The following is a 15,692-nucleotide window of genomic DNA, read 5'->3' as shown; positions in this document are numbered from 1 at the left end:
TTTCTTCATGAAGATATATACAAAAACAGGTGACAAGGGATTGACCTCCTTAATTGGCGGTACCCGGGTTCCAAAATTTCACCTTCGCATCGAATGTTATGGAACCGTAGATGAGTTGAACTCATACATAGGTTTGATCATGTGCCAGGATATAGATCCTCATCATCAAAAACTCCTCAAAGAAATTCAGGACAGGCTATTTACTGTAGGTGCGTCCCTAGCTGCTGATCCTGAGAAGTCCAGAATGAAAATCCCGGACCTTCACGATAGCGATATTCTGTTGCTGGAGCAGGAGATGGACCAGATGAATGAGCAACTTCCGGAATTAAAGCATTTTGTACTTCCTGGAGGGAATACAGTAGTTTCTTACTGCCATATAGCCAGATGTATCTGCAGGAGAGCAGAGCGGCTAACCGTTCATTTGGCTTCAGATAGTTATGTTGACGAAAAAATGACCATATATTTGAACCGTTTAAGTGATTATTTGTTTGTTTTGGCACGAAAACTGAATTCAGATGCTGGGACGGAAGAAAATATCTGGCTTCCCAGACTTTGATTCGGGCATTAGTTGATGCTTGAAAAAGGTTGAAAAAAAAGTTTGTTTTGCTCAGGTTTTTTAATATACTTTTGCGAATAAATTAAGAATAACTAAATAGTATAAGAAATATGTATTGGACATTAGAACTCGCATCGCATTTGGAAGACGCTCCATGGCCTGCAACAAAAGATGAATTGATTGATTACGGTATTCGTTCTGGAGCACCTGTTGAGGTAATTGAGAACCTACAAGCTTTGGAAGATGATGGCGAACCATATGAAACTATAGAAGAAATATGGCCAGATTATCCTACAAAGGACGACTTCTTCTTCAACGAAGACGAATATTAACTATAAGAAAATAAAAAAAGCCCCAATAAAATGGGGCTTTTTTATTTTTGGAATGATGATTGTTTATGATTTGTCACGGAAGTGTTTGTACTTCCGCACATCTATCTAAAAATTTATAACTAAAAATTAAACGTTATGGGAAATCTACTTTATCTGGTTGCCGTGGTATTAGTAATACTGTGGATCATTGGCTTCTTTTTTCAAGGCTTCGGCCCAAATGTTGGTGGATTAATTCACATCTTGTTAGTTATTGCAGTTATTGCAATCATCTTAAAGGTTATAAACAGAGCAGCTTAATAGCGGCTTTAAGCATAGTTTAACCTGAATCTCGTAAGGGGCTTTGATTAGTAATCAAAGCCCTTTTTTTTTAGAAAAATACTTGCGATTTCCAAATCTTCCTGGAATGTGATTTTAATGTTTTCTCTTTCTCCTTCAATGATGTTTATCTCAAATCCTGAATATTCAACCACTGATGCATCATCTGTGAAATCATTTCTGTAAGGTTTTTGATAGGCTTTTTTTAACAAATCGACGTCAAATGTTTGTGGCGTCTGTATCAATAAAAGGTCATTCCTGTTTAATGCCTCTGTTTTATGCGGATTGATTATCCTTCGTACAGAATCAGTAGGAGAGATGCCTAAAACACAATTGCCTTCCTGTGCAGCCTGTTTATAGGATCTTTCTATCAGGTCGGTAGAGATTAGTGGCCGCACTGCGTCATGCACGGCAACCACACCTTTTCCTTTGATATATTTTAAACCGTTTTTAACGGAATGGAATCTTTGCTCACCACCTTTTACAACCTGATGAGGGATGTTAAAGTTATAGGTTTGGCACAATTCTTCCCAATAACTATGCTGATGTATGTTTAAGACTAAAATGATTTCAGGATTCAGTACACATTTGTAAAATGCCTGTATGGTGTGCATTAGTACCGGCATGCCATTGAGCAATAAAAACTGCTTGGCAACAGTACTTTTCATTCTGTTTCCGCTGCCGCCTGCAACTATAATGGCATAATGTTTCATTTTGAAATGTCTTTAAACAAAAATAGGAGATTTAAATCATTATAGATCCAAATCTCCTATCTCAAAAAATTAATTATTGTGATTAGATGATCAGCATGGCGTCACCATAGCTGTAAAAACGGTATTTCTCTTTTAAAGCGACCTCATAAGCATTTCTTACATAGTCATAACCACCAAATGCACTTACCATCATCAACAGTGTTGATTCAGGTGTGTGGAAATTGGTAATCATTGAATTAGCGATACTGAAATCATAAGGAGGGAAGATGAACTTACTCGTCCAGTCATTCGCTGCTTTTAAGGTTCTGTTTGAAGAAACAGCTGATTCAATAGCACGCATAGAAGTTGTACCTACTGCACAGATCTTTCTTTTTTCTTCTATTGCTTTGTTTACGATATCCGCATCTTTTTGTTCAATAATGAATTGCTCAGAATCCATTTTATGCTTAGTTAAGTCTTCAACCTCAACAGATCTGAATGTACCAAGACCAACGTGTAAAGTAACCTCTGCGAAGTTTATTCCTTTAAGTTCCAAGCGCTTCATCAGCTCTCTGCTGAAATGCAGACCTGCTGTTGGGGCAGCTACAGCGCCTTCGTGTTTAGCAAAAATAGTTTGGTAACGCTCTTTATCCTGAGCTGTTGCTTTACGTTTGATGTATTTTGGAAGTGGTGTTTCACCTAAGATTTCGATATTTTTTCTGAATTCCTCGTCAGTACCATCAAATAAGAAACGGATGGTACGTCCGCGTGAAGTAGTGTTGTCCACAACTTCAGCAACAAGAAGGTCATCATCACCAAAATATAATTTGTTTCCAACGCGGATTTTACGAGCCGGATCCACAAGTACATCCCAGAGACGTAATTCTTTGTTCAATTCACGCAACAAAAAAACTTCAATAGTAGCACCAGTTTTTTCTTTATTGCCATAAAGGCGTGCAGGAAAAACTTTGGTGTTGTTTAATATCATTACATCCTTATCATCAAAATAACCTAAAATATCCTTGAATATTTTATGTTCAATTTTGCCGCTGTCCTTGTGCAAAACCATTAAACGGGCTTCGTCCCTTTCATCTGAAGGATTATTGGCAACTAATGATTCAGGTAAATTAAACTTAAACTGAGATAACTTCATATTTTTCGATGTGATAATTAAGGGCGCAAATTTACAAAATATAATCTTTAATTTTATAATTAACTTATTTGAACCTAAGTCATTTCTTTATAAAATTAGTAACTGGTTTCTACCACGATAATAACTCGCTTACAGTAAACAGGGAGTAAACAAGGATTAAACAGGGAGTATACACACTTTCAATACGCTCAAAAGCGTGTATACTCCCTGTTTAATCCTTACATATTGCTCTTATATCCCAAGCGAGCTATGGACAATGTATTATTTACTTTATATGGATAAGACCTGTAACCTTTTTAGGTACTTTTGGTCTAAACTACAATTATGATTATTATCAGGCTAATAGGCGAAAGTTTTCGGTTTGCATCTGATGCACTGCGCCAAAATAAACTTCGGACCATGCTTTCCCTTCTGGGAATCACTATTGGTATTTTCACCATCATATTTGTGTTTTCTGCAGTTGATTCGTTGCGCGCAAAGCTTCAGGCCAGCGTGGATAAATTAGGCTCGAAAACTGTTTTTGTACAAAAATGGCCCTGGGGTGGATTTGGAGATTATCCCTGGTGGAAATATGTGAACAGACCAGAGCCTTCCCTTAGAGATTATCAATTGCTTAAAGATCGCCTGGAATATGCCCAGGGAGTTTCTTACGAGATATCTGCAAATGAAAGAACTGTAAAATACCGGGCCAATTCTGTAGAGGGTGCAGGCATAAGGGCGGCATCTCAGGATTTTAATAAGACATGGAACCTTGATTTTCAGGAAGGCAGATACTTTACGGAAAATGAAGGCAAGGCAGGTTCTCCTGTTGTGCTTATCGGAGCCGATATTGCTGAAGGTTTATTTAACGGAGCCACGGCAGTAGGCAAATCTATCGTTGTCATGGGGAGAAAATTGAATGTCATCGGGGTATTTAAAAAAGAGGGGGAAGATATGATGGGCATGTCGCAGGATAAGAACATTGTAATGCCTTTGAATTTTGCAAAAGGAATTATGGATGTAGAAAGTGACCGCTATGATCCAACGATTACAGTGAGAGGGTATGAACACATCGCTTTAGATGAGATAGAAAGTGAAATAAGGGGAGCAATGCGTTCTATTAGAAGGATTAAACCAGGCGCTGAAGAAGATTTTGCATTAAATAAAAGTACTATTGCGTCTCAGCAGTTGGATAAGATGTTTGGTATGGTAAATCTTGCCGGTTGGGTCATTGGAGGCTTTTCTATCCTGGTTGGCGGTTTTGGGATAGCCAATATTATGTTTGTGTCTGTAAAAGAACGTACCAATATCATCGGGATACAAAAGTCACTGGGTGCAAAGAATTATTTCATTTTGCTGCAATTTCTTTTTGAGTCTATAGTGCTCTGCCTGCTTGGTGGATTGTTGGGGTTGTTCCTGGTGTATCTGGTAACTTTACTAACTAAGTCCGGTGGTTTTGAGATTACCCTATTCCTCAGTAATATCATACTTGGGATTGGTGTCTCACTCGCAATTGGTACAATATCAGGATTTTGGCCTGCGTATTCTGCGTCGCGACTAGATCCGGTTGAAGCCATTAGGTCTTAAAAAGTAGAATTAATATCTACACTTAGATGTTTTGATGCCTCATAATTCTCCAATTTTGTTTTCGCAGCTGAACTGACTAATGTCATCGATTGTTAATATTTGGCCCCCGAATACGTGTTTAAAGCATTTTATAGAACAAATACTCTTATCAGATTTGAAATCAGGACAATTGGCTATCATATTGACCATCATAAGTAATAAGATTAGCTTATGAAAAGGAAAGGTAATGGATTTAAAATACGTCCTATGAACAAGAACATATCTCCTGTAGAAATGAAGCGAATAAAGGTTTCAATGGAACTGGCTGAGGCAATAAAAAATGTACTGATGAAGCGTAATATAACCAGAACACAGTTTGCGAAAATGATGGGACAGGATAAAAAGGTGATTTCTGTGTGGTTAAGTGGTACTTATAATTTTAACCTGGGTACCCTTTATGAAATTGTAGACCGACTGGGCTTGATGTAACTCAATAACATAAAGGTCCGATCTGAATCATCAAACCGGACCTTTAAAAAATCTTGATGGGTATTAATGGCCTATTTTAGCTCAAAGCTATATGTAGCACCTTTCCATACACCTGTATAATCTTTACCGTGATGGGTACCGGTTGCTTTTTTATCCATATCACTGATCTCAACAACATAACGTCCTGCCCAAAGCGGGATAAATTCAAAAGCGCCTTTGTCGTCTGTATAAAACTCTTTAGACCATCCTGTCGGCGAAAAGACAGTTACCGCTTTTTTGCCAGCAGCAGCATCGCCAAGGAAAGCCGTCATTTTAATGGTGTTCTTTACTTTTAATGAGGCAACATCATCCAGATGTAATCTCAGTGCATTGGTATTCTGCGCTGCTACTGGTGCTGTTTTCCCCACGCTTACGCCCGCGCTTGAAAGGAAATGATATTTGGTAGTACCACCGAGTTCTTTAGCTTCATGACTTACGATAACGGTGTAAGAACCATTTTGCTCAGGTATAAAACTTCCTTCGAAATAGTTCAAACCAGGTGTTACCGTCAGCTGAGTTTTTTTATTATCAGGACCTATTAGCCATAGTGTAAAATCCTTTACATCGGAATACCATGTAGAAACACTGTCGCGTCCCAGGTCGGCATATTCTCCATAAAATACTTTGACTGCTTGTTTTTGTCCGATCTTGCCCGTAGCAGGTGTTTCTATCCATAATGCATGTGCAAACAACCCTGTTGTACTGAAGCATAGCAGGGCAGTCAGAAGTGTAAATATTGTCTTTTTCATATTGTTTTATGTTTGATAACAGTTTCTTTATTAATTTAAGATCACCTCTTTTACAACAGGTTTCACAACCGGTTTTTTAGGCTGATTTTTATCCCCGGCCTGATTTGAGGCGGGCTTGTCAGATTTACCTTTTTTCTTTTTGAACTTACGTCCGTACCAAATCAGGAATCCGGTAATAGGGAGGGAGGCACCGATTAGTGAAGCTAAAAAGGCCAGTACTTTACCCGGGAATCCCAGGATACTGCCCACGTGTATATCGTAGTTCATCTTGCGTAGCTTTTGTCCAACCGTAGCTTCGTCGTACGGAACGGAGTAAGGGTCTTTTCGCTTCAGTTCCTTTAATGTATGCTGATCAAAAGAATAACCCTGACTATTGTAAAACTGTCCGGCAGTAGGGTAAACGGTAATGTCGATGGTTGCTTTAGCACGTTTGGCGTCGGGGAAACTATAATAGAAACCCGTGGATTTAGGATGCTTGTCAATCACCTTTGCCCATGCAGCATCCATAGCTTGTACCGGGGTGTAAAACTTACCCGCCTGCAGGGAATCTGATTCCATTCTCCTGAATTCCGGCAGTTTCTCACCGGCTGTTGTTACCCAGTATAGCCCCTCACTGTACCATTTGATGCCATACACCATTCCCGTTAGTGCAATGGCCAGCAAAAATAACAAGGAATAAAACCCAAGTACATTGTGAAGATCCAGGTTTACCCGCTTAAACGATGCACCCCATTTGATTTTGAAACTCTTATCAGTAGTAGATTTATTCCACTTTTTTGGGTACCACCAGATTAAACCGGTAATGAGCAATACTACGAAGACCATTGTTCCATAATTAACGATAGGCCGTCCGATTTCATAAGGCAACCAAAGGAAACGGTGCCCATTCAGGATGAACCTGAAGAAATCTGTTTCACCTGGTTTGCGTACTTCTTTACTGATCACTTCCCCGCTGTAAGGATTGATCTTGAGCAGTACACCACCTCCACGTCTTCCACCGCCGCCGCCACGGCGTCCGCCTTTCTTTTCTACCTTATCTCTCAGGCTGAGGTTGATCACTTCTCCCTGATGGTAGTTTGCATAGGAAGGCACTTTGTCTTTATATAATTTAGCCGCAACAGCAGTCAGCTGTGAAGGCGTAAGTACTGGTTTATTTTGCCATTCTACCTTCGTTTCAGGCTCCAGTAATCCGGTGATCTCCTCGTTAAACACCCAGATACATCCTGTGATACAAACAATTAGAACAATGACACCTGAGATCAGGCCCAGCCAGAGGTGCAGCCATTTATTGATCCGGTTAAAAAGAGAATCCTTGCTCTTCTTTTTCGGCGCTGAAGGTTTATTTCCTGTGATCATTGTTCTAATTTGTTTGGTGTGTATTTAATGTGTTTGTTTGAGTTTGTTTTTATAATTATTGCAGGTGCTGAATGGCTGTGATCACACCACCTTCAACCTTAACTCCTTGCTTAGCGGTTGCGGTAGTCGCATCAATTTTATATACATAAGTAGCTCCGCTTACTAAATTCACCCCGATGTAACCGGTTTTTCCGTCTTTAGGGCTATAGTTTGTCGTAGTTACACTTGAGATTTGAGCAACTTCAGGGAATCCGGTAACTCCAGTTACAGTTTTATTAACTACATCAACGATAGCTAAACGCTTACCTACCACATATTGACCTTTGGTGGCTACCGGTTCAATGTTCGCAATAAATTTGTTTTGACCGATGTTTAACCAATTGGTAATTACATAACCTTTTGAAACCTCTTCGAAGTTGAAGAAATAACTCATGTCAAACTCTGTTGTACCTGCCTTAATGCGGGTAATAGCAGAAGGTTTTGTTGAGGTCATTTTAGCATCTACCGCAGTTGTAGCTGGATCGTCATCTGCCGCTACTGATGATGAAAATGCATAACAATCGCCATTTTCCACAACACCCAAGCCATCGGTAAAGTATCTTCCGATAAAGCTTGTTCTTGTATCTCTAATGGTTTTTTCATATTGCATATCTGGATAAGAGAATACAATAATTCCTGCCTGATCCGGGAACTTGGTGAAGAAGCTGTTGTATATGCTGAAATATGGCGCAAATACTTTGTTTCCTACTTGTTTGATCCAGCTTAAGTGAGCAATTTCGCCATTACCGCTCGGCGTTATTGCGTCAACAGTACCTTTAGCAACTTCTGCATTGGTTGTTGTGTTTACACGATACCATTCGTAGACTGTGGGCGTACCCACTGCAGCAACTCTTCTGGGAACTCTTATCGTAAGTATATCATCGTTTACAGGTGCAAAAGCATGTACAGTTGCAGATGTGAAATCATTCAGTTTTTTTAATTTACCATCATTTATATTGTAAACAGTCACAGCACCCGGGCTACCCTGACCGTAAAGCATACTGAAGAATTTGTTATTAGCTGTTACATAGTACCTGTAAGTACCATCTTGCTCCACACCATTACCTACGATAGATACTGCGCCGCTTTCCAAGCTACTCGCCGTAAGCAGGTAGTCGGCCTTGCCCGCAATCGCAGTCGGTGTAACTGCAATGATGTAATTTCCCGGGTTTTCAGGGATCACTTCTCTATCTTTTTTCTTGTCGCAAGAACTTAAAACTCCTACAAATGCCAAGGCAAGAAGCGTTTTGGTAATTGTTGTTTTCATATTGATTTTTTTAAAATTATTATTGTTGTGATTGTTAAGATTTGTTGATGAAATACCTAAAATTCAAATAGAATCCGCGTCCAGGCTTCTGAAGGGCAAAATTGTCAAATACAGCTTTGTCAGCAATATTCCTTGCCTCCAGGGAAATGTTATATCGTCCGTTTTTCATACTGTAGACAAAATTCAGATCATGGGTAAGCTGTATAGGAGTGGAGAGTTTATCTTCTTCTGTAGGGTTACCGAAACTTGGCCAATCCAGCCAGAATCTGTTCACATAAAGTAAATTGTAACCGACAGTCAGGTTATTTCCCTTTGCAAATACGTTTCGGAAAGATGCAGATACGTCAGCATTACCAAAGAGGTAAGGAATATTCGGCATCTGATCCAGATAAACAAGACTTTCCTCAGGATAATAAGCTCCTGTATTAGGATTGAAGTCATGTTTTTGCAGGTTTACTAGTTTCTGATAAGTAACAGTAGCACCCGCGCTCAACCAGTTTTTGTAGGAATACCTGATTTCGGTATCAAAACCTGTGGTACGCACACCATCACGGTTATCAGAAGTAGTATAGTCCCTTCTTGGTCCTGTTCCACCAACTATCCTGCTCCAGATAAAATCTTTAGAATGTCTGTAAATCGCATTGGCTGTTATTGAAAAGCGATTAACTTCGTTTACTTTGAATCCGTATATCAGGCCCAGATTGAGGTTGTCACTCTTTTCCGGCTTTAGCAAAGGATTACCTTCCTCATTTTCGAGATTACCAAAAATTTCGTTTGCTTCTGGCATGCGGTTCGTCAGTTCATAAGAACCGCGAATCTGCAAGTCGGGGTTGAAGTAGTAAGCCAAAGCGGTACCATATCCTAGTTTATGGTCTGTGTTTTTATTGTTGGAGTTATTTACAACACTCTTTAAGAGTATGTATTTTCCAAAAAGATTCAGGCTCCATTTATTGTTCACATCATAGGAATAGCCAAAACCGAGTACATTCTTGTCCATTCTCTTCGGAACATTCTTTGCATTCAGATCAGGAAACAATAAATTATCCTGCTTTCTGTCAAACGTGGAAAATACATTGTTTACAGCTACCGCCTGGTGCTCACTGAGCCTGTAGCTGACCATAGCTGTGGCAAGTCCGTTGTTGTTTTTATACTCAATATGACCACCGCCGTCGCGTTCGCCCATAGACACCTTAGGATCGCGGATGCCATCCCAGTCATAGTCTGCTCTGGCCGTATCTATGGTGGTTTCATATCCCAGATTATAGTTGGCATTTATCGTTAAATCCAGTCCTGGGAGTAAATCAGTCTTTTTGTATTTCAGTGATGGCATCACAATATTTCCGCGTCTGTGCAGTTGTCCGTAAACAGCTTCAGGCCTGGCTGCGGTCTGCATTTCCTTATAATTCTGACCTAAAGTCATGCCCAGCAATAGATTATCTGCCCAGGATTTGCCTACAACTCCGACATTGGCGATCAAAGTCTCATTGTGATATACATCATGAAATCTTTTTACCGAAGCCGCTCTTTTGTCTGCTTCCATATTGTTTTGCAATAACGTTCTCAGATTGGTTTTATAATTGTTATCGGAGTAGTTTTGGAAAGCACTAATCTGTACTGTAAGTCCGCTTTTAGTAGTAGCAGCAGTGTTCAGTACTGTACGATGTGTATTGAAAGATCCATAAGAATAAGAGGCGTCAACATAATTACGATGCCTGTTTCCTGTGACGATGTTCACCGCTCCGCCCAATGCATCAGATCCTAACCACATCGGCACCACGCCTTTATAGACTTCTACGCGTTCTGCCACATTGATAGGGATATTATTGATTTGGAAAGAAGAACCAAAATTATCCATTGGAATACCATCAATAAAGTAGCGGATATGCCTGCCGGAAAAACCGTTTAAGGAAACGTTGAAATTGGAACCTACACCACCTGATTCTCTGACACGGACACCGGCAACCCTGTCCAACGCGCCGGAAATATCCAGTGTAGTGTTGTAAAGCTTGGTTGCATCAACTGCTGTCACATTAAAGGCCTGCCGATTTACCTCCTGGACTTTCGTGCGGCCCAATACAGTTACCGTTTCCATTAGTTCAGTGCTTTCTGTAAGCGTAAAGTTTACGCTCCCATTTTCACCTGCAACAAGTTTGATTTCTTTTTTTTGTGATTTAAAACCAATAACACTAATCTGTAAAATGTAGTTTGCAGGTTTTACATTGCTGATTTTGTAGTATCCATTGTCATCAGAAATGGCTCCATACCTGGAATTTTGAAGTTTAATGGATGCAGCAGGAATTGGTTCACCTGCACTGCTGGTTAGCCTTCCGCTTAGGTTGGCTTGCTCTGTTTGAGCTTTTGAAAAAAATACGTTAGCACATAACATGCCCAATAGCAAAAAATTCTTAATTTGCATGACTTTTAACTACGATTAAAGGTAACCCGGGTTTTCCCGGTTTTGCCACACGGGTCCGAACCGTGTGGCTTTTTTATGGTGCAAATATATGTTTATTTAGACCTAATCCAAATAGTAGGATAATATTTATCTTCTTTTTTTATTGTACTTGCGATTTGGAATGGCAAAAATCGCCTGTATTTTGTCGTATCTGCACCTCTAAGACCTGAATTTTCTTATTTAACTTGGTCTTATAATTAGAAATATAAATATGACTAAAGCACATCCATACCTAAACTTCGACGGCAAGGCCGAGGAAGCTTTTAATTTCTACAAGTCTGTTTTTGGCGGAGAATTTACTTTTTTGCAAAAAATGGGTGATGTTCCGGGTTCTGACCAGATTCCAGAACATGAAAAAAATCGGGTAATGCACGTATCATTGCCCATCAGCGAACATACAACGCTGATGGCATCCGACTGCTTACCTTCAGCCGGACATGTACTTGTAGAGGGAAATAATATGTATATCAGTCTCAGTGTAGATAGCAGGGAAGAGGCCGATCGTCTGTTTAACGGACTTTCAGCTGGCGGGAATGTAGAGATGCCTATGGAAGATATGTTTTGGGGTGACTATTTCGGTAGCTTCAAAGATAAATTCGGCATCCAGTGGATGATCAGTTATAATACACAGGCATAAAACAACAAAGCCGGCTGATCATCAGCCGGCTTTGTTTATTTGAAGATTAAACAGCGCTTAGCTTAATTTAGCCAATGCGTTTTTGATTCTTAGAACTGCTTCTCTTAATTGATCTTCAGACGCTGCATAAGAAATACGGATACAATCCTCATTTCCGAAAGCTTCACCCGTAACAGTAGATACATGCGCCTCATTCAATAAGAACAAACAAAGATCTTCTGCATTGTTGATCACCTGATCACCATTTTTCTTTCCAAAATAAGCTTTAACTTCCGGGAAGAAATAGAATGCGCCGTCAGGAAGGTTTACTTTAACACCTGGTATTTCAGTTAATAAAGCATGTACGATATCTCTGCGTTTTTTAAACTCTGCAACCATAGCATTTACCGATTCTAAACCACCTTGATATGCTGCTAATGCTGCGCGTTGGGCAATTGAAGAAGTACCAGAGGTAATCTGGCCCTGAAGTTTATCACATGCATTTGCAATCTCTTTATTTGCAGCCATGTAACCAACTCTCCATCCGGTCATCGCATATGATTTAGAGAAACCGTTAATCAGGATTACCCTGTCTTTAATTGAATCAAATTCAGCAATAGAGGCATGTTTACCAACAAAGTTGATGTGCTCATAAATCTCATCAGAGATGATGTAAATATTTGGGTGCTTTTCAAATACCGCAACAAGATCGGCTAATTCTTCTTTAGTGTATACAGATCCTGTCGGATTGCATGGAGAAGAAAACATGAAAAGTTTGGTTTTAGGTGTGATTGCGGCTTCAAGTTGTGCTCCGGTGATTTTAAAGTTATTCTCAACAGTAGCATTGATAAATACTGTTTCGCCTTCTCCAAGTTTGATCATCTCAGAATAAGATACCCAGTAAGGTGTAGGAACAATAACTTCATCTCCCGGATCTACCAGGCACATTACAGCATTGGCCAATGATTGTTTTGCTCCTGTAGATACCACAATCTGATCAAAGCTATAAGTCAATCCATTTTCTCTCAACAGTTTTTCTGCCACAGCTTTACGCAATTCAGGATACCCTGAAACAGGTGTGTAGTAAGAAAAATTATCGTCTACGGCCTTCTTCGCTGCTTCCTTTACAAATTCAGGAGTAAAGAAGTCCGGCTCGCCGAAACTCAGGTTAATAACGTCTATTCCTTTTGCGGATAGCTCTCTTCCTAACTTAGCCATTTTAATGGTCTGTGATTCAGATAGGTTGTTGATTCTTTTGGATAAAAATGTCATAATATTCTGTGCGAAGGCAAATAAAATTTTGTGCGAACGCAAATATATGAACCTGACTGAATTATAAACTAAAAAAAATACTTTTTCATATAATTCAATGGTTAAAATGTATTTTTGAGGGCTAAACCAGTTCAATTTGCAACCTAAAAAGAAAGCGATCCTTCTTGCATTATGCATCAGCATATTGCTCATGCTGGCAAAATTTGTAGCTTATTTCATTACACAATCCAACGCCATACTTACAGATGCAGCAGAGAGTATTGTCAATGTACTCGCCAGTGGCTTTGCATTTTATAGCATATACCTCACGACTATGCCTAAGGATGAAAACCACCCATATGGTCACGGTAAAGTCGAGTTTTTTTCTGCCTTTTTGGAAGGGACCCTGATCACTATAGCGGGTTTGATCATCGTTTTTAAATCAGGATATGACCTGGTTTATCCAAAAGAAATCACGAATCTTTTTGAAGGTGCTACCATTATAGGGGCAACTGGTCTGGTCAACATGGTGGTGGGATACTATCTTATCAATGCAGGTAAAAAACACAGGTCTATTACGCTGGAAGCAGACGGTAAGCATTTGCTCACAGATGCGGTTACCAGCGCGGGACTGGTTGCAGGTGTTATATTGATTAAACTCACAGAAATATATTGGCTGGATGGCGTGATTTCTATTTTATTGGGTATTTACATAATTTACAACGGTTACAAGCTAACACGTCGCTCTGTAGGCGGACTGATGGATGAAAGCAATATTGACCTGGTCAAAGACATCATCTCCATTCTACAGCACAATAGGAAAGACCCCTGGATTGATGTACATAACCTTCGTGCGCAGCAATATGGAGCAGATCTGCATATAGATTGCCATTTTACACTGCCTTATTATTTCGACCTCAACCAGGTTCATTATGAAATATCCGCGATAGATGAACTCATCAACGGAGAAGCACATCATAAAACAGAGCTTTTTATACATGCAGATCCCTGCCTTCCAGCCTGCTGTAATTATTGCAAAATGAAGGAATGTCACGTCAGGCAGGAGCCTTTTAGAGCCGAAATTGAGTGGACAATTGATAATGCAACCAAAAACCAAAAACACTTTGACCAATGAGCTATTTTAACGTTAGGGTCTACGGCATCTTAATCAACGACAATCAGGAGGTACTGATCAGCGATGAACAATCGGGTGGCAGGACTTTTAGTAAGTTTCCGGGCGGTGGTTTAGAACTTGGAGAGGGACTCATTGATGCACTCAAACGGGAGTTTATGGAAGAATGTAGTTGCGAAATCGAAGTACTGGACCACATCTATACAACGGATTTTTACGAACAATCTTCCTTCAATGATAGCCAGATCCTAAGCATATATTATCTGGTAAAAGAGGTTCACCCATTATTACTTAATTTCAAAACTACTGCATTTGATTTTGAAGAGGGTACATTGCAGTCATTCAGATGGATTTCATTAAAAAATCTGTCCATAAACCACGTTACTTTTAAGACCGATCAGCGGGCAATAGAAATCTTACTAAAAGAAAACAGCAAATGACTTTAGCAGAGCGGGACCAGAAGGTCATCTGGCATCCTTATACACAAATGAAAAATGCATTGCCACATATCCCGATAGTAAAGGGGGAGGGTGTTTATTTATTTGATGAAGAAGGCAACAGATATATAGATGCGGTTTCCAGCTGGTGGGTAAATATCCACGGACATGCACATCCGCACATTGCAGAAAAGGTTTCTGAGCAGCTCAAGACCCTTGAGCATGTTATTTTTGCAGGGTTTACACATGAACCCGCGGTACAACTTGCAGAAAGGTTACTTCCGTTACTTCCCGGAGATCAGCGAAAGGTGTTTTATACTGATAATGGTTCGACAGCAGTAGAGGTGGCTTTGAAAATGTGTCTGCAGTATTGGGTCAATACCAGCAAGCAGCCCCGTACCAAAATCATAGCTTTTAAAGATGCCTATCACGGGGATACCTTCGGTGCAATGTCAGTTAGTGGAAGGAGTATTTTTACCAGTCCGTTTAATGCGTTGCTTTTTGATGTTGAGTTTATAGACCTTCCAAACGAGCAGAATATAGCACAGCTAAAAGCAAAAATCAATTACCTGTCCAATGAAGTGGCCTGCTTTATCTTTGAACCGATGGTACTTGGAGCGGGAGGGATGCTGATGTACGAAGCCGAGTACCTGGATCAACTGATTGAAACTTGTCAGCAACATGGCATATTAACGATTGCAGATGAAGTGATGACAGGATTTGGCCGCACAGGCAAGTACTTTTCATGTGAAGCTTTAAATACAAAACCAGATATATTCTGTCTTTCTAAAGGCCTGACAGGTGGGACTATGCCACTAGGAGTAACCACCTGTAACCAGAAGATATTTGATGCTTTTCTAAGCGACGATAAGCTCAAGACGCTTTATCATGGCCATTCATTTACTGCCAATCCCATTGCATGTAGTGCATCGTTGGCGAGTCTTGATATTTTACTTAGTCCGGAGACACTGCCCAACATTGAACGAATAACCGCCAGACATAAAGAATTTGCACAACAGATTACCGGTCATCCGAAATTGAAGGATGTAAGGCAATTGGGAACTATACTGGTCATGGAATGGGAAACAGGCGCCGACAGTTCTTACCTGAGTGAACTGAGAAATAAACTCTATTTGTTTTTTCTGGGAAAGGGTATTATTTTAAGACCTTTAGGTAATATAATTTACATTTTACCTCCATATATTATCATTGATGAGGATCTGATGTATATTTACCGAACTATAACTGAAGCACTGAATGATATATAAG

At 39.9% G+C, this 15,692-nt stretch carries 16 protein-coding genes; 9 read left to right on the top strand and 7 right to left on the bottom strand.

Annotated features, from left to right (window positions below; genetic code table 11):
- Nucleotides 1-7 precede the first annotated feature (7 nt).
- The 3 genes from R2Q78_RS04465 (at nt 8) to R2Q78_RS04455 (ending at nt 1,185) form a co-directional block, all read left to right on the top strand.
- Entirely contained in the window at nt 8-556 is a 549-nt protein-coding gene (locus R2Q78_RS04465) for a cob(I)yrinic acid a,c-diamide adenosyltransferase (RefSeq protein WP_316789260.1), read from the top strand.
- Nucleotides 557-666: 110 nt separating this feature from the next.
- The gene (locus R2Q78_RS04460; RefSeq protein ID WP_008240955.1) at nt 667-888 is read left to right on the top strand and encodes a DUF2795 domain-containing protein; all 222 of its coding nucleotides are present in this window, start codon (nt 667-669) and stop codon (nt 886-888) included.
- Nucleotides 889-1,023: 135 nt separating this feature from the next.
- Nucleotides 1,024-1,185, top strand: coding sequence for a lmo0937 family membrane protein (locus R2Q78_RS04455; protein ID WP_316789259.1), 162 nt, complete (start codon nt 1,024-1,026; stop codon nt 1,183-1,185).
- A gap of 47 nt (nt 1,186-1,232) precedes the next feature.
- Here R2Q78_RS04455 and R2Q78_RS04450 read toward each other — a convergent pair whose 3' ends face one another.
- Nucleotides 1,233-1,916, bottom strand: a complete 684-nt coding sequence (locus R2Q78_RS04450; protein ID WP_316789258.1) for a 2-C-methyl-D-erythritol 4-phosphate cytidylyltransferase — start codon at nt 1,914-1,916, stop codon at nt 1,233-1,235.
- A gap of 82 nt (nt 1,917-1,998) precedes the next feature.
- Nucleotides 1,999-3,048 (bottom strand): tRNA preQ1(34) S-adenosylmethionine ribosyltransferase-isomerase QueA, encoded by a 1,050-nt coding sequence (gene queA / locus R2Q78_RS04445; protein WP_316789256.1) that lies wholly within the window; start codon nt 3,046-3,048, stop codon nt 1,999-2,001.
- Nucleotides 3,049-3,372: 324 nt separating this feature from the next.
- Here queA and R2Q78_RS04440 point away from each other — a divergent pair, with 324 nt between their 5' ends.
- Nucleotides 3,373-4,614: an ABC transporter permease gene (locus tag R2Q78_RS04440; RefSeq protein ID WP_316789254.1), complete on the top strand. Its 1,242-nt coding sequence runs from the start codon at nt 3,373-3,375 to the stop codon at nt 4,612-4,614.
- Nucleotides 4,615-4,860: 246 nt separating this feature from the next.
- Nucleotides 4,861-5,082, top strand: coding sequence for a helix-turn-helix domain-containing protein (locus tag R2Q78_RS04435; protein WP_169304394.1), 222 nt, complete (start codon nt 4,861-4,863; stop codon nt 5,080-5,082).
- Between the two features lie 71 nt (nt 5,083-5,153).
- Here R2Q78_RS04435 and R2Q78_RS04430 read toward each other — a convergent pair whose 3' ends face one another.
- From R2Q78_RS04430 to R2Q78_RS04415, 4 genes are read right to left on the bottom strand one after another with little or no spacing between them, the layout of a single operon-like run.
- Entirely contained in the window at nt 5,154-5,870 is a 717-nt protein-coding gene (locus R2Q78_RS04430; protein ID WP_316789249.1) for a DUF4198 domain-containing protein, read from the bottom strand.
- Nucleotides 5,871-5,900: 30 nt separating this feature from the next.
- The gene (locus R2Q78_RS04425) at nt 5,901-7,226 is read right to left on the bottom strand and encodes a PepSY-associated TM helix domain-containing protein (RefSeq protein WP_316789246.1); all 1,326 of its coding nucleotides are present in this window, start codon (nt 7,224-7,226) and stop codon (nt 5,901-5,903) included.
- Nucleotides 7,227-7,281: 55 nt separating this feature from the next.
- The gene (locus tag R2Q78_RS04420; protein ID WP_316789244.1) at nt 7,282-8,532 is read right to left on the bottom strand and encodes a DUF4374 domain-containing protein; all 1,251 of its coding nucleotides are present in this window, start codon (nt 8,530-8,532) and stop codon (nt 7,282-7,284) included.
- A gap of 34 nt (nt 8,533-8,566) precedes the next feature.
- Nucleotides 8,567-10,948, bottom strand: coding sequence for a TonB-dependent receptor (locus R2Q78_RS04415; RefSeq protein WP_316789242.1), 2,382 nt, complete (start codon nt 10,946-10,948; stop codon nt 8,567-8,569).
- A gap of 250 nt (nt 10,949-11,198) precedes the next feature.
- Here R2Q78_RS04415 and R2Q78_RS04410 point away from each other — a divergent pair, with 250 nt between their 5' ends.
- Complete coding sequence (locus R2Q78_RS04410; protein ID WP_316789240.1) at nt 11,199-11,624, top strand: VOC family protein; 426 nt, start codon at nt 11,199-11,201, stop codon at nt 11,622-11,624.
- A gap of 57 nt (nt 11,625-11,681) precedes the next feature.
- Here the strand turns inward: R2Q78_RS04410 and R2Q78_RS04405 are convergent, their stop codons facing one another.
- Nucleotides 11,682-12,875 carry a pyridoxal phosphate-dependent aminotransferase gene (locus R2Q78_RS04405; protein WP_316789238.1) on the bottom strand — a complete coding sequence of 398 codons (1,194 nt, stop codon included), beginning with the start codon at nt 12,873-12,875 and terminating at the stop codon, nt 11,682-11,684.
- Nucleotides 12,876-13,065: 190 nt separating this feature from the next.
- Here R2Q78_RS04405 and R2Q78_RS04400 point away from each other — a divergent pair, with 190 nt between their 5' ends.
- Genes R2Q78_RS04400 through bioA form a run of 3 tightly spaced genes read left to right on the top strand, consistent with a single transcriptional unit; the run spans nt 13,066 to nt 15,691 of the window.
- Nucleotides 13,066-13,989, top strand: a complete 924-nt coding sequence (locus R2Q78_RS04400) for a cation diffusion facilitator family transporter (protein WP_410478478.1) — start codon at nt 13,066-13,068, stop codon at nt 13,987-13,989.
- The gene (locus tag R2Q78_RS04395) at nt 13,986-14,426 is read left to right on the top strand and encodes an NUDIX domain-containing protein (RefSeq protein ID WP_316789234.1); all 441 of its coding nucleotides are present in this window, start codon (nt 13,986-13,988) and stop codon (nt 14,424-14,426) included. The genes R2Q78_RS04400 and R2Q78_RS04395 overlap by 4 nt, the downstream gene beginning before the upstream one ends.
- Nucleotides 14,423-15,691, top strand: coding sequence for an adenosylmethionine--8-amino-7-oxononanoate transaminase (gene bioA, locus R2Q78_RS04390; protein WP_316789232.1), 1,269 nt, complete (start codon nt 14,423-14,425; stop codon nt 15,689-15,691). The genes R2Q78_RS04395 and bioA overlap by 4 nt, the downstream gene beginning before the upstream one ends.
- Nucleotide 15,692 lies beyond the last annotated feature (1 nt).

The organism is Pedobacter frigoris (assembly GCF_032678645.1).
Lineage (GTDB): Bacteria > Bacteroidota > Bacteroidia > Sphingobacteriales > Sphingobacteriaceae > Pedobacter > Pedobacter frigoris_A.
This window is presented reverse-complemented; position numbering and strand designations above follow the sequence as displayed.